18 protein-coding genes are annotated in these 20,661 nt (G+C 74.8%); 14 read left to right on the forward strand and 4 right to left on the reverse strand.

Features of this window, described 5'->3' with window-relative positions; all coding sequences use genetic code 11:
- The first annotated feature begins 12 nt into the window (after positions 1–12).
- From FJQ57_RS15565 to FJQ57_RS15600, 8 genes are all read left to right on the forward strand, one after another.
- Complete coding sequence (locus tag FJQ57_RS15565) at positions 13–2,235, forward strand: ATP-dependent DNA helicase RecG (protein WP_139981879.1); 2,223 nt, start codon at positions 13–15, stop codon at positions 2,233–2,235.
- The gene (gene rsmD, locus FJQ57_RS15570) at positions 2,232–2,795 is read left to right on the forward strand and encodes a 16S rRNA (guanine(966)-N(2))-methyltransferase RsmD (protein ID WP_139981881.1); all 564 of its coding nucleotides are present in this window, start codon (positions 2,232–2,234) and stop codon (positions 2,793–2,795) included. Before FJQ57_RS15565 ends, rsmD begins: the two co-directional genes overlap by 4 nt.
- Positions 2,792–3,283: a pantetheine-phosphate adenylyltransferase gene (gene coaD / locus FJQ57_RS15575; RefSeq protein ID WP_139981883.1), complete on the forward strand. Its 492-nt coding sequence runs from the start codon at positions 2,792–2,794 to the stop codon at positions 3,281–3,283. Before rsmD ends, coaD begins: the two co-directional genes overlap by 4 nt.
- A gap of 121 nt (positions 3,284–3,404) precedes the next feature.
- Entirely contained in the window at positions 3,405–3,962 is a 558-nt protein-coding gene (locus tag FJQ57_RS15580; RefSeq protein WP_246081841.1) for a YceD family protein, read from the forward strand.
- Positions 3,963–3,978: 16 nt separating this feature from the next.
- Positions 3,979–4,164, forward strand: coding sequence for a 50S ribosomal protein L32 (gene rpmF / locus FJQ57_RS15585; RefSeq protein ID WP_139981888.1), 186 nt, complete (start codon positions 3,979–3,981; stop codon positions 4,162–4,164).
- A complete protein-coding gene (gene rnc, locus FJQ57_RS15590; protein ID WP_425465427.1) occupies positions 4,106–4,915 on the forward strand; it encodes a ribonuclease III in 810 nt (269 codons plus the stop codon). The genes rpmF and rnc overlap by 59 nt, the downstream gene beginning before the upstream one ends.
- A 14-nt stretch (positions 4,916–4,929) precedes the next feature.
- Entirely contained in the window at positions 4,930–5,811 is an 882-nt protein-coding gene (gene mutM / locus FJQ57_RS15595; protein WP_139981889.1) for a bifunctional DNA-formamidopyrimidine glycosylase/DNA-(apurinic or apyrimidinic site) lyase, read from the forward strand.
- A 104-nt stretch (positions 5,812–5,915) separates the two neighbouring features.
- Positions 5,916–6,116, forward strand: a complete 201-nt coding sequence (locus tag FJQ57_RS15600; RefSeq protein WP_139981892.1) for a hypothetical protein — start codon at positions 5,916–5,918, stop codon at positions 6,114–6,116.
- A 67-nt stretch (positions 6,117–6,183) separates the two neighbouring features.
- Here the strand turns inward: FJQ57_RS15600 and FJQ57_RS15605 are convergent, their stop codons facing one another.
- Positions 6,184–7,311 carry an SGNH hydrolase domain-containing protein gene (locus FJQ57_RS15605; protein WP_139981894.1) on the reverse strand — a complete coding sequence of 376 codons (1,128 nt, stop codon included), beginning with the start codon at positions 7,309–7,311 and terminating at the stop codon, positions 6,184–6,186.
- 202 nt (positions 7,312–7,513) lie between these two features.
- Between FJQ57_RS15605 and smc the strand changes: the two genes are divergently transcribed.
- The 5 genes from smc to ftsY all read left to right on the forward strand — a co-directional run bounded on the left by smc (position 7,514) and on the right by ftsY (position 14,042).
- Positions 7,514–11,107 (forward strand): chromosome segregation protein SMC, encoded by a 3,594-nt coding sequence (gene smc / locus FJQ57_RS15610; protein ID WP_139981896.1) that lies wholly within the window; start codon positions 7,514–7,516, stop codon positions 11,105–11,107.
- A gap of 3 nt (positions 11,108–11,110) precedes the next feature.
- A complete protein-coding gene (locus FJQ57_RS15615) occupies positions 11,111–11,584 on the forward strand; it encodes an acyl-CoA thioesterase (RefSeq protein WP_139981899.1) in 474 nt (157 codons plus the stop codon).
- Between the two features lie 4 nt (positions 11,585–11,588).
- Entirely contained in the window at positions 11,589–12,470 is an 882-nt protein-coding gene (locus FJQ57_RS15620; protein WP_139981901.1) for a class I SAM-dependent methyltransferase, read from the forward strand.
- 95 nt (positions 12,471–12,565) lie between these two features.
- Entirely contained in the window at positions 12,566–12,826 is a 261-nt protein-coding gene (locus FJQ57_RS15625) for a hypothetical protein (RefSeq protein WP_139981904.1), read from the forward strand.
- Positions 12,827–12,881: 55 nt separating this feature from the next.
- Positions 12,882–14,042, forward strand: a complete 1,161-nt coding sequence (ftsY, locus tag FJQ57_RS15630; protein ID WP_139981907.1) for a signal recognition particle-docking protein FtsY — start codon at positions 12,882–12,884, stop codon at positions 14,040–14,042.
- A gap of 49 nt (positions 14,043–14,091) precedes the next feature.
- Here ftsY and FJQ57_RS15635 read toward each other — a convergent pair whose 3' ends face one another.
- Positions 14,092–15,180 carry a class I SAM-dependent methyltransferase gene (locus FJQ57_RS15635; protein ID WP_139981910.1) on the reverse strand — a complete coding sequence of 363 codons (1,089 nt, stop codon included), beginning with the start codon at positions 15,178–15,180 and terminating at the stop codon, positions 14,092–14,094.
- A 174-nt stretch (positions 15,181–15,354) separates the two neighbouring features.
- Positions 15,355–15,723 (reverse strand): DUF2304 domain-containing protein, encoded by a 369-nt coding sequence (locus FJQ57_RS15640; RefSeq protein ID WP_139981912.1) that lies wholly within the window; start codon positions 15,721–15,723, stop codon positions 15,355–15,357.
- 152 nt (positions 15,724–15,875) lie between these two features.
- Between FJQ57_RS15640 and FJQ57_RS15645 the strand changes: the two genes are divergently transcribed.
- Positions 15,876–17,948, forward strand: coding sequence for a DUF6077 domain-containing protein (locus tag FJQ57_RS15645; protein WP_139981915.1), 2,073 nt, complete (start codon positions 15,876–15,878; stop codon positions 17,946–17,948).
- A 16-nt stretch (positions 17,949–17,964) separates the two neighbouring features.
- Here the strand turns inward: FJQ57_RS15645 and FJQ57_RS15650 are convergent, their stop codons facing one another.
- A complete protein-coding gene (locus FJQ57_RS15650) occupies positions 17,965–20,463 on the reverse strand; it encodes a CDP-glycerol glycerophosphotransferase family protein (RefSeq protein ID WP_139981918.1) in 2,499 nt (832 codons plus the stop codon).
- Positions 20,464–20,661 lie beyond the last annotated feature (198 nt).

A 20,661-nucleotide genomic window follows, 5' to 3' on the forward strand; every position in this document is an offset into this window, starting at 1 on the left:
AGGGTCTGTCCTGTGATCTCGCTCGACTCGCCGGTGGCGGTCGTCCTCGGCGACTCCAAGAAGGCCAAGAAGTTCACCGACGGCCTCGGGCTGCGCACCGTGGGCGACCTGCTGCGCCACTTCCCGCGCCGCTACGTCGAGACCGGCACCCTGACCAAGGTCGAGGACCTCCAGCCCGGCCAGATGCTGGCCGTGGTCGGCGAGATCGAGAAGAGCGAGGTCAAGACCCACCAGGACCGTCGGACGGGCAAGCCGATGAGCCGGGTCGAGACCTGGTTGCGCACCGACGGGCCCCGGTTGCAGATGACCTTCTTCGCCCGCCACACGGGCTCGGCCCACTGGCGCGCCGGCAAGCTCGCCCCCGGCCAGGTGGGGCTGTTCCTCGGCCAGGCCAAGCAGTTCAACAACCAGTGGCAGCTGACCCACCCGAGCATGGTGCTCTTCGGGGCCAGCGGCGAGGGCGGCGACGACGACATCGCCACCGTCGAGGCCATCGGCGACCTCTACCCGATCTATCCCCTGACCAAGGGCCTCGAGTCCTGGGACGTCGCCCGCGTGGTCACCTTCGCCCGCTCCGTCGTCGACGGCCTCCCGGAGGTCGTCCCGGCCGCGGTCCGCGAGCAGTACGACGTCGTCGACGCCCGCACCGCCCTCGACTGGGTCCACGCCCCGGAGGACGAGCGGCAGGTCGCGCGCGCCCACCGGCACTACCGCTTCGAGGAGGCGCTGGTCACCCAGCTCGTGCTGGCCCGGCGCCGCCGGGCCGTCCGCGAGCTCGGCGCCCAGGCCCGCGACGGTGGCGACGGCGCGCTGCTCGCCGCCTTCGACGAGCGGCTGCCCTTCGAGCTCACCGCCGGCCAGCGCGAGGTGGGGGAGCAGGTCGCTGCCGACCTGGCCCGCTCCCACCCGATGAACCGCCTGCTCCAGGGCGAGGTCGGCTCCGGCAAGACCCTGGTCGCGCTGCGGGCCATGCTCCGCGTCGTCGACTCCGGCGGGCAGGCCGCCCTCCTCGCGCCGACCGAGGTCCTGGCCCAGCAGCACCACCGCTCGATCACCGCGATGCTCGGCGACCTCGCCGGGGGAGCGCTGCTGGGCGGCACCACCGTCGAGCTGCTCACCGGCTCCATGACCAAGACCCAGCGCACCGGCCCGATGTCGCGGCTGGCCAGCGGCGAGGCCGGCATCGTCGTCGGCACCCACGCCCTGCTCGAGGACAAGGTCCAGCTCGCCGACCTCGGCCTCGTCGTGGTCGACGAGCAGCACCGGTTCGGCGTCGAGCAGCGGGCTGCACTGACCGACAAGGCCGGCAGCCCGCCGCACGTGCTCGTCATGACCGCCACCCCCATCCCGCGCACCGTGGCCATGACGGTCTTCGGCGACCTCGAGGTCTCCTCCCTGCGCGAGCTGCCCGCCGGCCGCGCCGAGATCCAGACCAACGTGGTCAACGTGGTCGACCACCCGAGCTGGCTCGACCGGGCCTGGCAGCGCGTGCGCGAGGAGGTCGAGGCCGGCCACCAGGTCTACGTGGTGTGCCCGCGCATCAGCGGCGACGAGATCGAGCAGGGGGCCACCGGCGAGCCGGCGTACGACGACGGCGAGGGGGAGGGGCCTGCCGCCGCACGGCCCCTGGCCGCCGTCGAGGACGTCGTCACGATGCTGGCCGACGGGCCGCTGGCCGGGCTGCGGCTCGCCGTGCTCCACGGCCGGCTGCACCCCGACGTCAAGGACGCCACCATGCGCGCCTTCGGCCTCGGCGAGGTCGACGTGCTCGTCTCGACCACGGTCATCGAGGTCGGCGTCGACGTGCCCAACGCCACCGTCATGGTCATCCTCGACGCCGACCGCTTCGGCGTCTCCCAGCTGCACCAGCTGCGCGGCCGGGTCGGTCGCGGCGGGCTGCCCGGGCTCTGCCTGCTCGTGTCGGCCGCGCCCTGGCTCTCCCCGGCCCGCGACCGCCTCGACGCGGTCGCCGCCACCACCGACGGCTTCGAGCTGAGCCGGGTCGACCTCGAGCAGCGGCGCGAGGGCGACGTGCTCGGCCGCTCCCAGTCGGGCTGGCGCTCCACCCTGCAGAACCTCCGCGTGCTGCGCGACGAGGAGACCATCGTCCAGGCCCGCGAGGCCGCCGAGGCCCTGCTCGAGGCCGACCCCGACCTGGCCGCCACCCCGGTGCTGCGCGACGCGGTGGCCGACCTCGAGGCCAGCGCCGCGGCCGACTTCGTGGAGAAGTCGTGACCCGCATCATCGCCGGTGCCGCCAAGGGCAGGCGGCTGCGCACGCCGCCGGGCGACCGCACCCGCCCCACCAGCGACCGGGTGCGGGAGGCGCTGTTCAGCGCCGTGGAGTCCTGGGCGGGCTCCCTGCACGACCTCCACGTCCTCGACCTGTACGCCGGCAGCGGCGCGGTCGGGCTCGAGGCGCTCTCGCGCGGGGCGGCGACGGCCACGATGGTCGAGCAGCACCCGCCGACGGCGGCGGTGGTCCGGGCCAACGCCCGCGACCTCGGCCTGCCCGGCGCCGAGGTCGTGCCGGCCTCGGTGCGGCAGGCGCTGGCCCGCCCGCCCGCGCAGCCGTTCGACCTGGTCTTCAGCGACCCGCCGTACGACCTCGACGAGGAGGCGCTGGCCGCCGACCTCGACGCGCTGCAGCACCACCTCGCGCCCGACGCGCTCGTCGTCGTCGAGCGGTCCCGGCGCAGCCCCGAGCCCCGGTGGCCCGCCGGACCGCCGGGCATCACCGGCGACCGGAGCAAGCGCTACGGCGAGACCACGCTTTGGTACGGTCACGCGCCATGAGCCGTGCCGTGTGCCCCGGTTCCTTCGACCCGGTCACCCACGGCCACCTCGACATCGTCGCCCGCGCCGCGCGGCTCTTCGACGAGGTCGTGGTGGCGGTCGGGGTCAACCCCTCCAAGAGCCGGCTCTTCGGCCCCGACGAGCGGGTGTCCATGCTGGAGCGGGCGATCGCCGACATCCCCAACGCGCGGGTCGAGGGCTTCACCGGCCTGGTCACCGACTTCTGCCGCGAGCAGGGGGCCGAGGCCATCGTCAAGGGCCTGCGCTCCTCGGGCGACTTCGACTACGAGCTGCCCATGGCCCACATGAACGTCGCCCTGACCGGCGTCGAGACGGTCTTCCTGCCGACCGCGACCGGCCAGTCGTTCGTCTCCTCCAGCCTGGTCAAGGAGGTGGCCGCCTTCGGGGGCGACGTCGCCGCCTTCGTCCCCGGCTTCGTGCTCGAGGCCCTCACCACCCGCCTCGCCGAGCGCGCCGCCGGCGCCTGAGCGCCGGGCGACCAGGCCCGTTTTTGCTGGTCAACCCCCGAGCAGTAGTCTCATCCCTTGTTCTGTTGTGCCCGGACCCGGAAGTGATCCCCTGACCAGCCTGGACCCGAGAGCGCCGCTCGTGCTCGACACCCGCGAGCTCGGCCGCCGCCCGGGGTCCCAACGTCAGGTGACGCGGACGGTGCCGGCCCCGGCAGAGCTGGGCATCGACGTCCTCTCCGTCCCCGAGGGCTCGCCGGTCGACATCGACCTGCGGCTCGAGGCGGTCATGGAGGGGGTGCTGGTCACGGGTGAGGCGCGAGCCTCGCTCGAGGGCGAGTGCGCACGGTGCCTGGACCCGATCGCCGACGAGATCGACGTGACGTTCCAGGAGCTGTTCGTGTACGCCGACCACGCCCGCGGCGGCACCGGCGACGGTGACGACGGGGACGACGAGGTCAGCACGCTCGAGGACGACCTGGCCGACCTCGAGCCCCTGCTGCGGGACGCGGTGGTGCTCGCACTGCCGTTCCAGCCCTTGTGCCAGGACGACTGCCCGGGGCTGTGCCCCGAGTGCGGGGCCAACCTGAAGGACGACCCCGAGCACGACCACGAAGCACCGATCGACCCCCGTTGGGCGGCCCTGGCCGACCTCGACACCCCGAGCAGCAGCACCACCGCCACCAACGAGCAGCAGTAGAACCGAGGAGATCACCATGGCTGTCCCGAAGCGGAAGATGTCGCGGAGCAACACCCGCCACCGTCGCTCGCAGTGGAAGGCCGTCGCGCCGACCCTGGTCGAGTGCGCCAACCCGGCCTGCGACGCCAAGCACCTGCCCCACCGTGCGTGCGGCGAGTGCGGCCAGTACGGCGCCCGCAACGCCCGCCGCCAGGTCCTCTGACCCGCCGCTGACCGCGGCCGACGCCATCACCGACTACGGCGAGCTGCGCGCGGCGCTCGGGGACCCCGTCCTGGACCCCGAGCTCCTCGAGCGCGCCCTGACGCACCGGTCCTACGCCTACGAGAACGGTGGGCTGCCGACCAACGAGCGGCTGGAGTTCCTCGGTGACTCCGTGCTCGGCGTCGTGGTGACCGAGACGCTCTACCGGATGCACCCCGACCTCTCCGAGGGTCGGCTGGCCAAGCTGCGGGCCGCGGTCGTCAACGCCCGCGCCCTGGCCGGCGTCGCGGTGACGATCGGGCTCGGCGACCACGTCAAGCTCGGCCGCGGCGAGGAGACCACCGGCGGACGGCAGAAGGCCTCGATCCTCTCCGACACCGTCGAGGCGGTCATCGGCGCGATCCACCTCAGCGGCGGCATCGAGGTCGCCGGCGACGTCGTGCACCGCCTGTTCGACCCGCTGATGGAGGCCGCGTCCGGCATGGGCGCGGGCCTGGACTGGAAGACCTCCCTGCAGGAGCTGGCCGCCGAGCGCGGCCTCGGGGTCCCCGAGTACGTCATCACCGACGAGGGCCCCGACCACATGAAGACGTTCCACGCGCAGGTGCGCGTGGCCGGTCGGCTCCACGGCAACGGCACCGGCCGGTCGAAGAAGGAGGCCGAGCAGGCCTGCGCCGAGACGGCGTACGGCGAGATCGTGGCCGACGTCGCCACCGACGGCGCGGCCGCGACGGTCGAGCCCACCGCCTGACCCGAGGCTGACCCGTGCCCGAGCTGCCCGAGGTCGAGACCGTCCGCGCGGGCCTGGCCCGCCACGTCCTCGGCGCCACCGTCACCGGTGTCGACGTGCTGCACCCCCGCCCGGTGCGCCGCGACCCGGGCGGCCCCGAGGGGTTCGCCGCTGCGGTGGTCGGCCGCACGCTGGTCGACGCCCGTCGCCGCGGCAAGTACCTCTGGGTCCCGCTCGACAACGGCGACGCGGTCCTGGCCCACCTCGGGATGAGCGGGCAGCTGCTCGTCCAGCCGCCCGACGCCCCGCCCGAGCGGCACCTGCGCGTGCGGTTCCGGCTCGCCGGGTCCGACGAGGGTCGCGAGCTGCGCTTCGTCGACCAGCGGATGTTCGGCGGCCTGTCGGTGAGCGCCGGGGGAGCCGAGCTGCCGGCCGAGATCGCCCACATCGCCCGCGACCCCCTGGACCCCGAGTTCGACGACGACCTCTTCGTGAGCCGGGTGCGGCGCCGCGCCTCCGGGGTCAAGCGCCAGCTGCTCGACCAGGGCCTGGTCTCCGGCGTCGGCAACATCTACGCCGACGAGGCGCTGTGGCGCGCCGGCATCCACGGCGAGCGGCCCGGCGACAGGCTCACCGCCCGCCAGGTCCGCGACCTGCTCGGCCACGCCCGCGACGTGATGGGCGACGCCCTGCGCCAGGGCGGCACGTCCTTCGACGCGCTCTACGTCAACGTCAACGGTGAGTCGGGTTACTTCGACCGCTCGCTGCACGCCTACGGCCGGGCCGACGAGCCCTGCGACCGGTGCGGCACGCCGATCCGGCGGGCGGCCTTCATGAACCGCTCGTCCTTCTTCTGCCCCCGCTGCCAGCCCGTCCCGCGCCGTCGTCGTGCGCCGGTCCCGCGGGTCCCGGACTGACCCGGTGGCAGTTTGACCCGCACCTCGGTGCGGTGGGACTCTTCTAGACGGTCCCGCTCCCTCCGCCCCTGCCGGACCACCCTCTCGAACGGAAGGCTCAGCCCATGGCCAAGGCGCTCCTCGGCTACGTGCACACCGACGTGCGTGACGCCCGACTGGCCGGTGAGAACGCGCGGCTGCGCCAGCGCGTCGCCGAGCTCGAGGCCCTCGTGCTCCGGCTCTCGGAGGACAACGACCGCCTGGTCGCCGCCCGGGCCGCCGAGCTGCTCGACACCGCGCCGGCGCTGGAGATGCAGCCCGCCTGACGGCCACACGCAGGAGTGCCCCCGACCTCGTGGAGGTCGAGGGCACCTGCGAGGTCGGACCAGGGCGTCAGCGTCGACCCTGGCGCACGGCGGCAGTGACGGTCGGTGCGAAGAAGCGGGCCAGGGTCCGAGACGTGCGCTGACCCACGTGCAGCCCGTCGTAGTAGACCGGCAGGCCGCCGAGCGTGCCGTGGCAGACCTTGGTGTCGCACAGTCCCTGCGCCGGCCGGACCATGAAGCCCTTGCGGGTGAGGAGCCGACGCATCTGCCAGGCCCGGGCGTTGTTGGCCTTGATGTCCTTGAGCACGCCGGCACGCGGCAGGTCGCAGCGCAGCGGCCCCTCGGGGCACGCGGGAGCACCCTGGTAGACCATCGGCATCGGCATGATGATGTCGGTCGGGATACGCATCCGGCCCAGCTGCCTGAAGGCGGCGGGGACACCCTTGACCGCCTTGCGGGCGTTGGTCGCGACGTACTCGTTGTCGGTCAGGCCAGGGTACTTCTGGTCGGCGGCGTTGGGCGGGGTCGTGATGTTGTGGTACAGCTCCCACGACGTGCCGACGACGACGCGCAGCTTCATCCCCTTGGCCTGCTGGCGGGCCAGCCAGTCGAACACGTAGTGGCCGTAGACGTCACAGCCCGCGCGGCTGTTGGCAGGCGTCAGCTTGCGGAGCATGGGCGGGCAGCCGCCGGCGAAGAACATGACGAGGTTGACCCGCTTGTTGCCGACGGCCTTGCGCAGGGCCGGCAGCATGTGCCAGGCGTGCGAGTCGCCCCAGAGCACGATCGTCGCGGCGCGTGGCTTGAGGCGGGTGATCCGGCAGGGGGTCTTGCGGGCCACCGGGAGGCCGTCGCTGGCCCGGCAGGGCCGGGGCACGTCGACGAAGTCGGGGTTGGCGTACCACGGCAGCGGCGCTGCGGGGGTGGAGTCACCGGGCACGGGGGCAGGGTCCTCGGTGGGTTCCTCGGACGCCGCCGTGCGGGTCCCGTCGGAGCCCCTCGCGGGGGCACCAGGAAGGACGTCGCACAGCACGGTGAGCCCGAGCAGGCAGGCGGAGTCGGCGGCAGGGGCTGGTGCCTCGGCGGCCTGCGCCGGGGTGCCCTGCGAGGCGAGCAGGGCGAGCACGAGGGCCAGGACGAGCGCGGCGGGGCCGTGTCGCAACCGGCGATGACGGGGGGAGGGGGAGGGAGTCATGGCCGGGCCATCATGACACCCGGGTCTCCCGGACGGGCCGGTTTGGCGGTGCGCGGCGGTCTCCGAGCGCGGGCGACGGTCCCGACCCGGCCCCGGTCGCGCAGGTAGGGTGGGGCCGCTGCGGCCGCCGCCCGGCCGTTCCCGGCCGGTCCGGTCTCCCTGGTCCGGCGCCCCGCACACCCACCGGCGACGGAGCCCCGCGTTGTACCTCAAGAGCCTGACCCTCCGGGGCTTCAAGTCCTTCGCGTCGGCGACCACGCTCCAGCTCGAGCCGGGCATCACCTGCATCGTCGGGCCCAACGGGTCGGGCAAGTCCAACGTCGTCGACGCCCTGGCCTGGGTGATGGGCGAGGCCAGCGCCAAGAGCCTGCGCGGCGGCAAGATGGACGACGTCATCTTCGCCGGCACCTCCGGGCGCCCACCCCTGGGCCGGGCGGAGGTCGTGCTGACCATCGACAACACCGACGGCGCGCTGCCGATCGAGTACGCCGAGGTCACGATCAGCCGCACCATGTTCCGCAGCGGCGGGTCGGAGTACGCCATCAACGGCACGGGATGCCGGCTGCTCGACGTGCAGGAGCTGCTCAGCGACTCCGGCATCGGCCGCGAGATGCACGTCATCGTCGGTCAGGGCCAGCTCGACACGATCCTGCACGCGACGCCCGAGGACCGGCGCGGCTTCATCGAGGAGGCCGCGGGGGTCCTCAAGCACCGCAAGCGCAAGGAGAAGGCGCTCCGCAAGCTCGACGCCACCGAGGGCAACCTGACGCGGCTCGGCGACCTGCTCCACGAGCTGCGCCGCCAGCTCAAGCCGCTGGGCCGGCAGGCCGAGATCGCCCGCCGCGCGGCCGACGTGCAGGCCGACGCCCGCGACGCCCGCGCCCGCCTGCTGGCCGACGACCTCGTCACCGCCCGCACGGCGCTGGAGCAGGAGCTGGCCGACGAGTCCGTGCTGGTCGAGCGCCGGGCCGAGGTCGAGGCCCGGATCGCCGAGGGCCGGCGCCAGGAGGCCGCGCTCGAGGCCGCCCTGCGCGAGGACCTGCCGGCGCTCAGCGCGGCCCAGGAGGTCCAGTACGCCCTGACCGGCCTGCGCGAGCGGCTCCGCGGCACCCAGGGCCTGGCCGCCGAGCGCATCCGCAACGCCGCCGGCGTGGCCGAGGTTGCCCCCGACCAGGGACGCGACCCCGACGCGCTGGAGGCCGAGGCCGAGCGCGTCCGCACGCAGGAGGAGCAGATCGCCGCGGAGGTCGAGGCCGGCCGCACCGGCCTCGAGGAGGCCGTCGCGGGCCGTCGTGCGGCCGAGGACGCCGCCGCCGAGGAGGAGCGCCGCATCGTGGCCCTCCAGCGGGCGGCGGCCGACCGGCGCGAGGGGCTGGCCCGGCTGCACGGCCAGGTCAACGCGCTGCGCTCGCGCGCCGCGGCCGCCGCCGACGAGGTCGGCCGGCTCGGCCTGGCCCGGGCGGAGGCCCTGGCCCGGGTGGAGCGGGCGCAAAAGGACTTCACCGCCCTCGAGACCCGCGTCGCCGGCCTCGACGCCGGTGAGGAGGGGCTCGACGCCGAGCACGAGGCCGCGGTCGCGCAGCTCGACGACGTCGAGGAGGCGCTGGCCGCGACCCGCGCCGAGGCGCAGCAGGCCGACCGCGACCGGTCCGCCCTCGCGGCCCGCAAGGACGCCCTCGAGATGGGTCTGGCCCGCAAGGACGGCGCGGGTGCGCTGCTCGCGGCCGCCGAGGGGCCCAGCGGCCCGCCGGGGCTGCTCGGCTCGGTCGCCGGCCTGCTCGGCGTCCGACCCGGCTACGAGGCCGCCCTGGCCGCTGCCCTCGGTGCCGGGGCCGACGCGGTCGCCGTGGCCGACGTCGAGTCCGCCGTGGCCGCGCTGGCCCACCTCAAGGAGGGCGACCTCGGCCGGGCCGGCCTCGTGCTCGCCGGGGGCACCGAGCCCGCCCGCGACGACTGGCCGGCCCTGCCCGACCACGCGGCGTACGCCGTCGACCTCGTCGAGTGCCCCGACCGGCTGCGCCCGGCGCTGGTCCGGCTGCTCGAGCGGTCCGCGGTGGTCGACGACCTCGACGCCGCCCGGGCCCTCGTGGCGGCCCACCCCGACCTGGTCGCGGTCACCCGCGACGGCGACCTGCTCTCCACCCACCTCGCCGCCGGCGGGTCGAAGGAGCAGCAGAGCCTCATCGAGATCCAGGGCGCCGTCGACGAGGCCACCGAGGCCCTGGCCGCGGCGACCGCCACGGGCGAGCGGCTCGGGTTCGAGCTCAGCCGGCTCGAGGCCGAGCGCCTCGAGGCCCACAAGCGGGTCGACGTGGCCCTGGCCCGGCTGCACGAGTCCGACGCCACCTTGGCCGCGGTGGCCGAGGAGCTCGGCCAGCACGGGTCGCAGGCCCGGGCGGCGAAGGGCGAGGCCGAGCGGCTCGCCCAGGCCATCGCGAAGGCCGAGGCGGCCCGCGACGCCGACCTGTCCGGGCTGGCCGACCTCGAGCAGCGGCTGGAGGCGGCCGAGGCCGCGGGCGCCGACGGCGCCGACGGGGCGACCGAGCCCGACACCGCCGAGCGCGAGCGGCTCGTCGAGGCGGCCAAGGCCTCCCGCCAGGCCGAGATGGAGGCGCGGCTGGCGCTGCGCACCGCCGAGGAGCGGGCCCGGGCCATCCACGGCCGCGCCGACGGCCTGCTGCGCCGCGCCCGCGCCGAGCGCGAGGCCCGCGCCCGGGCGGCCGAGCGTCGCGAGCGCCTGCTGCGCGAGGGCGCGGTGGCCGAGGCCGTGGCCGCCGCGGCGTCGTACACCCTGGCCCGGCTGGAGGTGGCGGTGCACGAGGCCACCGCGGCGCGGCTCGAGGTCGAGCGGGCCCGCAGCGGCCGCGAGCGCGAGCTGCTCGACGTGCGGGCCGCGCTGCGCGACCTGGGCCGCGAGCACGACGACCTGGTCAACAGCGTCCACCGCGACGAGATGGCGCGGGCCCAGCAGCGCATGCGCATCGAGCAGCTGGAGGAGCGCGTGCTCGACGAGCTCGGGCTCGACGCCGACGGGCTGGTGGCCGAGTTCGGGCCCGAGCAGCCGGTGCCCGCCCCCGCGTCGGTCCTGGCCGGGCTGGCCGAGGGGGAGGAGCCGCCCGAGCCGACGCCCTACGACCGCGACGAGCAGGTCAAGCGGCTGCGCACGGCCGACCGGCAGCTGCGCGAGCTCGGCAAGGTCAACCCGCTGGCCCTGGAGGAGTTCTCCGCGATGGAGGAGCGGCACAAGTTCCTCACCGAGCAGCTCGAAGACCTCCGCTCCACGCGCAAGGACCTCCTCGACATCGTCAAGGAGGTCGACCACCGGGTCGAGCAGGTCTTCCGCGAGGCGTACGCCGACGTGGAGCGCGCGTTCGACTCCGCCTTCGAGCGGCTCTTCCCGGGCGGGGAGGGCCGGCTGGTCCTCACCGACCCCGACGACATGCTCACCACCGGCATCGAGGTCGAGGCCCGGCCCGCCGGCAAGAAGGTCAAGCGGCTCTCGCTGCTCTCCGGCGGCGAGCGGTCGCTGGTCGCGGTGGCCTTCCTCGTGGCCCTGTTCAAGGCCCGGCCCTCGCCGTTCTACATCCTCGACGAGGTCGAGGCCGCGCTCGACGACACCAACCTCGGCCGGCTGCTCGAGATCTACGAGGAGCTGCGCGAGAGCTCCCAGCTGCTCGTCATCACCCACCAGAAGCGCACGATGGAGGTGGGCGACGCGTTGTACGGCGTGACCATGCGCGGCGACGGCGTCAGCACCGTCATCAGCCAGCGCCTCCGCGACACCCAGGACGCCTGACGCATGAGCACCCGCCCCGCCGCCCCGACCCGCGCCGAGTTCGCCGCCTGGCGCACCGCGACGACGCGCTGGTCCGACGACGACGTCTTCGGCCACATGAACAACGCCCGCTACTTCGACCTGATGGACGTCGCGGTCAACGTGCACATGGCCGAGGCCCTCGGCACCGACATCCGCCGGCTCCCGGTCGTCGGGCTCGTGGCCGAGGTGTCGTGCCGCTACTTCTCCGAGATGGGCTACCCCCTCGACGTCGAGCTCGGACTCGCCGTCGACCGCATCGGCAGCTCCTCGATCGTCTACCGCATCGGGATGTTCCAGGGCGCCGGCCCCGAGGCCGACGTCGCCCGGGCCGAGGGCCGCTTCGTCCAGGTGTACGTCGACAACAGCGCCGGCCGCGGGGCGCCGCGGCGCAGCGTGCCCATCCCCGACGACGTGCGGGCGGCGGTCACCCCGCTGCTGCGCGAGCGCCCGGCCTGACCGCGTGGGCGACCAGACCGACGCCCGACCGCCCGCGCGACCGCCCGCGCGGATCGAGGACACCCCCGGCCGCTACTGCCCCTGCTGCGACCGGCACGTGCGGGGCGGCCTCAAGCCCGGCCCCGACGGCCGGCCCGACGCGACCTGCCCGCACTGCCGCTCCCTGGAGCGCCACCGGTTCTTCGCCGTGCTCCTCGGCGCGCTGCGCCCCGCGCTGGGCCGGGTCGGCACGCTGCTCGACGTCGCGCCGGCGCCGCAGCCCCGGGCCCAGCTGCTCCGCCTCGAGCCGCGCCGCTACGTGCGCTGCGACCTGCGGCCCGGTCGCGGGGTCGACGTCCGCGGGGACCTGACGAGCCTGCCGTTCCGCGACGGCTGCGTCGACCTGCTGGTCTGCTACCACGTGCTCGAGCACGTCGTCGACGACCGCACCGCGATCCGCGAGCTGGCCCGGGTGCTGGCGCCCGGCGGCCTCGGCATCGTGCAGGTGCCGTGGCGCCCGGGCACCGTCACCGACGAGGACCCCGACGCGCCCGAGGAGGAGCGCGTGCGCCGCTTCGGGCTGGCCGACCACGTGCGCTACTACGGCGACGACGTCGAGGACCGCCTCGTCGAGGGCGGCCTCGACGTGCACCGGGTGACGCCGCTCGACCTCGTCGGGCCGGCCGCCAACACCTTCCTCGGGCTGGGCCAGGACCAGTCGGTGTGGCTCGTGCGCCCCGCGACCGACGGGCCCACCCCACCGTGGGCACTGCCGTCGTCCGGCGGCCTGGGCGACACGTTGGAGGCGATGGTCACCGAGATCGCCGCCCTGCGGCGCGACCGGCGCGAGGCGCGCCAGGCGCTGCGCCGTGAGCAGGACGCCCGGTCCGGGCCCGCGGCCCCCTGACCCGGCCGGCTGGCTCGGGAGTGGGTGTGGGACGGGTGGGGCGGGTGTGACACCGTGGGCCTGCCGTCGACCCTGCTCGGAGGAGTGCCCGACCCATGACCGCCGTCATCGTGACCATGACCCTCGTGCTCGTCGTCGCTGCCGCCGCCCTCGCCTTCGCGGCCTGGCCCCACCGGGGCGAGCCGCTCCCCGTCGCCCCCTGGCTCAGTGACCTCGTCGAGCGGGCGGCCGTCGCCGTACCCACGCTGCGGGAGGACGACGGCCCCGACGGCCCCACGGGCGCCCCGGGCGAGCAGGGCCCCGCGGGCCGGGGCGTGCCCGGGCTGGGCGAGCAGGACCGCACCGCCGCCCGGTGACGCACGCGGGGCCGGGGCCGCGGCGAGCGGCGGCCCGGCTGGTTGGATAGCGCTCATGGAGTGGCTCTACCTCGTCATCGGCATCGCCGTCGTCGCCCTCGCCGCGGTCGTCGGCCTGGTCACCTCCCGTGGGCGGCGCACGCCGCCCGAGGTCCCGCCCGGGGGCGGCACCGACGTGCTGGCGCCGCCGACCGAGGCGCCCACCCAGGTCCCGACCGACACCCCGACCGAGACGCCGACTGAGACGCCGACCGAGGCCCCGGTCGCCGAGCCTGTCGCGCCCCCGCTCGACCGGCCCGAGGGCACGCGGTCGCGCCTGGTCCGGCTCCGGGAGCGGCTGGCCGGCTCGCAGGGGGGCTTCGGCCGCGGGCTGCTGGCCCTGCTCAGCCGCGACCGGCTCGACGAGGACACGTGGGAGTCGATCGAGGACGTGCTGCTGACCGCCGACATCGGCGTTGCGCCCACCCAGCAGGTCGTGGACAACCTGCGCACCCGCCTCCGCGTCGACGGCGGTGCCGCGGCCGACGCCCGCACGGTGCTCCGCGAGGAGCTCGTGGCGCTCGTCGATCCCGACATGGACCGGCGGCTGCAGGTGTCAGGCGCCGACGGCAAGCCCGGCGTGGTGCTGGTGGTCGGGGTCAACGGCGCCGGCAAGACCACCACGGTCGGCAAGATCGCTCGCATCCTGGTCGCCGAGGAGCGGTCGGTGACGCTCGGCGCCGCCGACACCTTCCGCGCGGCCGCCGTCGACCAGCTGGCCACCTGGGGAGAGCGCGTCGGCGTCGAGGTCGTGCGCGGCGCGGAGGGGTCCGACCCCGCCAGCGTGGCCTTCGAGGCCGTCCGCACGGGCGTCGAGCAGCAGGTCGACACCGTCATCGTCGACACGGCCGGGCGCCTGCAGAACAAGCAGGGCCTGATGGACGAGCTCGGCAAGGTCAAGCGCGTGATCGAGAAGCAGGCCGAGGTCACCGAGGTGCTGCTCGTCCTCGACGCCACCACCGGCCAGAACGGGCTCATCCAGGCCCGCGTCTTCCGCGAGGCGGTCGACGTGACCGGCATCGTGCTGACCAAGCTCGACGGGTCGGCCAAGGGTGGCATCGTCGTCGCGGTCCAGCGCGAGCTCGGCGTCCCGGTCAAGCTCGTCGGCCTCGGCGAGGGCCCCGACGACCTCGCGCCGTTCAGCGCCGAGGCGTTCGTCGACGCGCTGCTCGGGTGAGGTCCGGGCGGCGGTCACGCAGACCGCCGCCCCCGTTCTCGTGGCGGGCCTACCCGCGCCGCAGCCGACGGGCCAGGTCGGCCGGCTTGGCCACGACCGAGCCGACCCGGTAGCGCGTCGAGGACCGCAGCGCCTGCAGCTGCTCGCGGGCGCGCGCCTCGCGGCGCCGCGCCTTCTCGGCGGCGGCCTGGGCACGACGCTTGCGCGACCGTGCCCGGCGCAGCACCGACTTGAGGCGAGCGATCTCCTCCTGCTGCTCGCGCAGCCGGACCCGCAGGTCGCGGTCGTCGGCGATCCAGTCGGGCAGGTCGGGCAGGGGGTGCGGCTCCGTGGCGAGCAGGTCCTCGGTCCACTCGCGGTCCCGCGGGAGGCGGCGCAGGACCATGTGGAACTCGAGCTGGCCCGGCGCGGTCGGGCGGTGGACGTCGATGGCCCACTCGCTGAGGCCGAGCTCGCGGAGCTCGACCAGCTGCTCGACCAGGGAGCCCGGCGTGAAGGTCCACACGTGCGAGTCGACGTACTCTCCACCCCGCGCCTTCTCGACCTGGGCGAGGGCGTGGGACATCGGGTGCTCCCGCCGCTCGTAGCCCGGGCGCTCGCCGGCCCAGAGCTCGGCTGCCGAGGCAGGTGCGTAGCTGCGGGCCGAGTCGTAGACGGCGCGGACGGAGGGAGTCGTGTCGCCGGAGTCGTGCGCCTGCAGCACCTGGCCGATGGTGGTCGCCGGGCGGTGGTGGTCGAAGCAGTAGCGCCGGTCCGGCACGGCCAGGACGAGCTTGCCGCCGTCGGAGACGATCGAGGCGATCTGCTGCAGCCAGCCCACGAGGTCCGGGACGTGCTCGATGACGTGCGAGGCCATCACCCAGTCGAAGCGGTCCTCACCGATGGTCTCGGGGATGGAGCGGACCCGGTCGCCGTCGGAGAGCACGTAGTCGATCTCGGGGATGAGCGAGACGTCGACGAGCGGGCCGGCGTAGTGCTCGACCAGCTTGTCGCGCCCGAAGACGTCGAGGTAGCTCACCTGTGCGAGCTCGCGCGGCACGATCGCGCTGTGCAGCGGCCCGATCTCGAGCCCGCGGCCCTCGGAGAAGTCGAACAGCGACCACATCATCTTCTGGCGCGCGTTCAGGGTGGGATTCACCTGGTGTCCTTTCGCAGGGACGTCGGGGGCGCACGGTCGCGCCGTCAGGCACGACCCAGGGCGGCCGTGGTCGGGCGGCCCGGGCCGGTGGGCACGCCGTGGGGAAGGTACCCGTCCCGGCCGCCGAGGGCGAGTCGACCGGGGTCGGCCTCGCCCCGGTCGCGCGGGACCCGGTCAGGAGGACGTGTCCGGGGAGCGGCCTGCGGACTGCTCGTGCAGCTCCAGGCGCAGCAGCGCGACCTCCTCGGCCAGGGTCCGCGTCTTCTCCTCCAGCCGACCGAGCTCGACGCTGTGCTGGATGCTCGTCAGCAGCAGCACCATGCTCGCGACGAAGAAGAGGAGGTTGGACGGCACCTGCACCCCGACGAGGTCGGAGGCCCAGCGCAACGTGCCCGGCGCGAGGGCGACCACGAGCGAGGCCCCGGCGACCGTGCCCCAGAGCACGGCGTACTTCTCGCGGAGTCGTCTCCTCCGCAGCATCTCGAACAAGAAGACGAGGGTGCCCACCGACCCGAGCAGGCCCAGCACGATGTTGGCCTTCATGCGGCGACGCCCCGAGACGGTCGTACCCTACGCACCGGACGCCGGGCTCCACGGTGGCCCTCGGCGGAGACGGTGACGGCTGAGGTCGGCATGGACGAAGTGTAGGACCGCTCGAGCCGCCGTCCCGAGGTGATGGCAGAGAGGGAGGCACGGTGACGGACGCGTTGGCGCGCGGCGCACGGATGGGGCCGCTGTTCCTGGACGGCCTCGTGCACGGCGCAGTCGTGGCCCTCGCCGTGTGGACGCTGTGGTACCAGGCTGCGCTGGTCCTGCAGCTCGACCTGCGACCGGCGGCGTGGCCGACGCTGGTGCTCCTGGCCGGCCTCGCCGTGGGCGGTGGCGTGCTCGCCGTCCGTGCGCAGGCGGAGCCCACCGATCGCCGCACGGGGACCGCGGGCCCGGTCGCCTCGGGGTCCCGCCTCGCACCCGGCCGGAGGGTCTGGTGGATCGGCACCGGGATGGCGGCCGTGCTGGCGCTCACCGTGGTGGTGCGGGGGCGTCTCGGCGTCCTGCCCGTCGCGGTCGCGATGGCGGCCACCGTCGGCTTCCTGCTGCTCGTCCGGCTGGTCTCCGGACGGCAGGTCGACACCAGAGCCGACAGGAGCCCAGGTGGTGGACCGGACGAGGAGGGCCACCAGCCGCTCGGTCCGGTCGCGCACCTCGCAGCTGTCGGCGTCGCCGTGGCCGCCGCCGGGGTCTCCCTCTTCGTCCTGAAGTCGGACGAGGACGACGCCTACTACGTCAATCGCGCCACCTGGGTCGCCCAGCACGGCAGTCCCGCCCTGCGGGACACGATGCACGGGGCCGAGGTGCTCCCCCAGTCGATCGGCATCGGTCTGCCGACGGCGGGGATCGAGTCGCTCCACGGCGTCGTCGCCGCCGCGCTGGGTGTCGAGGCGCCGACGGTGGCCTACCTCCTGGCGGCACCGCTGGCCGCTGCGTCGATGGTGTGGGCGACCTGGCTCCTCGTCCGGGTCTGGGCTCCCCGACGGCCCGCCCTCGTGCTGGTGGTGGCGATGCTCTTCGTGGTGGCCAGCGGCGCCTCGATCGTCGGCGCCTACTCCCTGACGCGCATGTGGCAGGGCAAGGTGGTCGCCTACGCCGTGCTGCTGCCCCTCGTCTGGTACTACCTGACCCGGCTCGCCGCGGCCGGGGGAGACCGCACTCGAGTCCGGCTCTGGACGGGCATGCTCCTGGTGTCCGGAGTGGCCTTCGTCGGCCTCACCAGCAGCTCGGCTCTCATCGCCCCCGTCGTGACGGGCGCCGCCCTGCTCGCGGCGGTCCTCCTGCGGTCGCGTCCCCTCGCGGTCGGGGCCTGCGCGTTCATCCTGGGGCCCCTCGTCAACGGAGTCGTGCAGGCCCTCGGTGCGCCGACGATCGGCGGGCAGGTCAACGCCGTCACGACCAGCGAGCAGATCTTCGGCATCGCCTTCAGCCCGTCGACGCCGATGGCCGTCCTCGCGGTCCTCGCCCTCGTCGTCGGCGTGGCGGTGGCGCCCCTGCGTGCTGCGGTCCTGCTCGCGGCGGCGGTGGTCGCCGTGGCTGCGGTCTTCCTGCCGGGCGTCGTCGGCCTCGTCGACGCCGTCACGGGCGCCGGGCCCGTCGTGTGGCGCCTGGCGATCGCGTTCCCGCTGTGGGTCCCGGTCGGCATGCTGGCCGCGGTGCCGGTCCCGCGCAGGCGCGCCCCGGCTGCCGGGCGCACCCCGAGCCCGTCCCTGCTCCGCGGCCCGGCGGTGGCGGCGCTCCTCGTCGCCGTCGCCGTCCCCGCACTGACCGGCCGGTGGTTGTGGTCGTCCGACGTCGGGGCGGAGGTGACGGCGCGACCGTCGTGGAAGGTCCCGGCCGCGGCTCTCGCCGACGTGCGCGCGGCGCGGGGCCTCGAGGTGCCTCGAGGGCCGTGGTTGCTCCCACCGAACCAGATGGAGGTGCTGGCCATCTCGACGACCGGGCCGTACGCCGTCGTCCCCCGTGCCTACTACCTGCCCACCCTCGCGGTGCCCGCCCAGGACCGGGCCGACCGCCAGACCCTGCTCGACCTGGTCTCGCTCCAGGGAACGTCCGTGCCGGGGGCGCCCGAGGTGCGCGCCGCGCTCGGTCGGCTCGACGTCGCGCTCGCGTGCGTGCGGACCGACCGCCCTCGTTCCGTCCGGGTCCTGGGTCGGGCGGTGGGCGCCGACCTGCGTGCGGTCGGCACCATGTCCTGCCACGTCCGCCGGGGCGGCTGACGCCGCCGACGTCGGCTCAGGCTCCGAGGCGCAGCGCCCGCACCCGGTCGACGACGCGCGCGGAACTGCTGTCGTCGGTGTGGTCGAAGAAGAGGCCACGCTTCCAGTCGTACTCGTCGACCTCCACCGCGGTCCGCGGGCGGAAGAGGTCGTCGAGGCCGGCCGCGAGCTCGTCGAAGGTGCGGCAGACGGGCCCGGGGAGCACGTCCTCGAGGGGGTAGAACAGGCCCCGTTCCCGACCCTCGTACCGGTCGAGGTCGTAGGCGAAGCTCAGCACGGGCCTGCCGGTCAGCATGAAGTCGACGACACAGCTGGAGTAGTCGGTGACCAGCGCGGCGGCCGAGCGGTAGATGACCTCGAGGTCGGGGTAGCGGTGCGAGGAGAGGTCGATCGGGGAGAGCGGGGCCAGGGTCCGGCTGTAGACGTGGGCCCGGTCGGCCATGTGCTCGCGGATGCCGAGCACCGCATCGTGCCGGTCACACCACGCCCGCAGCCAGGCGACCTGCTGCTCGTCGAAGTGGTGGTAGCTGTCCTCCTGGTCCTGCTTGAACGTCGGCAGGAACAGCACGAGCCGACGTCCGCGCAGCTCGTCCTGGAGCCGCTGCTCCTGGGCCGCCAGGTCCGGCGGGAGCCGGTCGGGGGAGCACACGATGTAGTCGTTGCGGGGCAGGCCGGTGACCCAGATGCGCTCGGGCAGCACGGGCTTGAACGCCGAGCTCATGGCCAGCTTGTCCATGCGGGAGGAGGCGATGACCGCGCGGAGCCGGGTGTGCTCGTTGAGGACGCGCTGCCACCTGGGTCCCGGGTCGACCGAGGCCAGCCCGAACCGCTTGAGCGGGATGCCGTGCCACAGGTTGATGAAGTCGTGCCGCTCCGGGGACAGGGGGTAGGGGATGTTGCGGCGCGGGCTGTGCTTGATGAAGGCGGTGCGGCAGCGCGCCGCGAGCTCCTGGCCCTCCGGGCTGAGCACCGGCACGACGTGGACGTTGGCCCCCTCCACCTCGACCTGGCGCGAGCGGGTCAGCACGACCTTGGTGAGGTCGGGGTCGTCGCGCACCAGGTCGAAGACGGCGCGCTCGTTGCCGGTGAAGGTGTGGGAGTAGGCGCACACCGGGAACGCCCACCAGTCGTCGCGCTGGGCGGTGGTGCGGTCGAGCCGGCGGACGTCGGGGCCGCGCAGCACCTCGGGCACCTCGACGGTGCCGTCGGGCAGGGTCCGGGTGCGGGCGCTGCGCAGCAGCCGGTCGTGGGGCGCCACCCGGCGCAGGTGGGCGTCGATGGCGTCGAGGCGCGCCGGGTCGACGTCGGGCACGGAGGCGGCGACCCGCTGCCGCCAGTCGGCCAGGTCGGGGGTGTCGTAGGGGTTCTGGGCGAGCAGCCCGCGCTTGAGCACCGGGAGGCCGCGATCGACGAGGTCGAAGGCCCCGGGCCCGTACATCGGGTGGTAGGGCAGGAGGTCGTCGACGAACAGTCCGAGGGTGAAGCCCCGGCCGAGCAGGTAGCGGGTGGTGCCGGTCTCGTACTTGTAGATGATGTTGATCTTGGTGCGCTGCGGGGCGACGCGCTCCAGCCGCCGCCGGAAGCCCGGGTCGGTGAGGACCGGGCGGCGCAGGCCGAGGAAGTAGGACCCGACGTGCAGGTAGTCGTCGTAGTCCGGCTGCCACGACGGGAACAGCTCCGGGTGTGCGAGCACGTCGGGGAGGGCGCGACCGCCGGCGCCACCGTCGAAGTGGCGGGCGGTGACCTGGAGGCCCCACCAGTCGCACTCCCGCCGCTCCATCGCCGCGAAGACCTCGTCGAGGGACCGGAGCAGGTAGCAGCTGTCGTTGACCAGCAGCACCTCGTCGTACGTCTCGAGCCGGTCCCACCCGACGAGCGTGCTCGCCAGCATGGCGTAGGAACCGAAGTCGTAGGACCCGTGCGGGACGGCCCAGGCGTCGGCGGTCCACGGGGCGAGCTTCTCCAGCTCGCCGTCGTCGAGGGGGCAGGCTGCGAGGTAGAAGACGTCGCCGAAGCGGCTGAGCTCGCGGACGTAGTCGACGACGGTCGGGTCGACGAGGCCGTCGCGGTCGAAGCCGGCGACCAGGCAGGCGCGGCGCACGGACCCCGGCACGAGGACGGTGGGACGCCGCTGCTCGTGCGGCGGGAGCCCGGGCAGGCCGCCGCGGCGCCCGACCAGGAGCCAGTGCAGGAGCGGTTCGACGGCCTCGCGCGCCGGGTCGAGGTAGTGCGACCAGTACCACCAGGCGTCGAAGTCACGGTGGGGGTTGCGCATGATGCGCCAGCCGTCGCGGCAGTAGTGCTCGAGGGGGTCGCGGTCGCGCTCGAGGATCTCGGGATGGCGCTCGAGGTACATCGTCCGGTCGAAGGCGCCGCTGGCCTCGACGACCGCCATGGCGCAGGCGAGGGACTCCTCGTCCTCGGCCCACGGGCCTCGACCATGGTCGACCAGGGGGGCCTGGCCGGCGTCGGTCACCGCGGCCGGGAGCCCCTCGGCCAGGGCCCGGGCGACCACCTCGTCGCGGGGGGGCGGGGGGGGGGGGCGCCCCCCCCCCCCCCCCCCCGCGCCCCCGCGGCGGGCCGCCCCCCCCCCCCGCCGCCGGGCGGCCCCCCGGGCGGGGCGCCCCGGGGCCAGGGCCGGGGCCACCCCCTCGTGGCGCGCGGCCGGGGCGGCCGCGCGCCACCGCGACACGAGCTCGTACCAGCCGGGCAG

It is taken from the genome of Nocardioides litoris, from assembly GCF_006346315.1.
Classification (GTDB): Bacteria; Actinomycetota; Actinomycetes; order Propionibacteriales; family Nocardioidaceae; genus Nocardioides; species Nocardioides litoris.

Excerpts from the sequence above, each read along its gene's own strand:
- FJQ57_RS15605 (WP_139981894.1), bottom strand. The coding sequence starts at position 7,311 with ATGACTCCCTCCCCCTCCCCCCGTCATCGCCGGTTGCGACACGGCCCC.
- FJQ57_RS15625 (WP_139981904.1), top strand. The coding sequence starts at position 12,566 with ATGACCGCCGTCATCGTGACCATGACCCTCGTGCTCGTCGTCGCTGCC.
- ftsY (WP_139981907.1), top strand. The coding sequence starts at position 12,882 with ATGGAGTGGCTCTACCTCGTCATCGGCATCGCCGTCGTCGCCCTCGCC.
- FJQ57_RS15600 (WP_139981892.1), top strand. The coding sequence starts at position 5,916 with ATGGCCAAGGCGCTCCTCGGCTACGTGCACACCGACGTGCGTGACGCC.
- FJQ57_RS15615 (WP_139981899.1), top strand. The coding sequence starts at position 11,111 with ATGAGCACCCGCCCCGCCGCCCCGACCCGCGCCGAGTTCGCCGCCTGG.
- rpmF (WP_139981888.1), top strand. The coding sequence starts at position 3,979 with ATGGCTGTCCCGAAGCGGAAGATGTCGCGGAGCAACACCCGCCACCGT.
- coaD (WP_139981883.1), top strand. The coding sequence starts at position 2,792 with ATGAGCCGTGCCGTGTGCCCCGGTTCCTTCGACCCGGTCACCCACGGC.
- FJQ57_RS15640 (WP_139981912.1), bottom strand. The coding sequence starts at position 15,723 with ATGAAGGCCAACATCGTGCTGGGCCTGCTCGGGTCGGTGGGCACCCTC.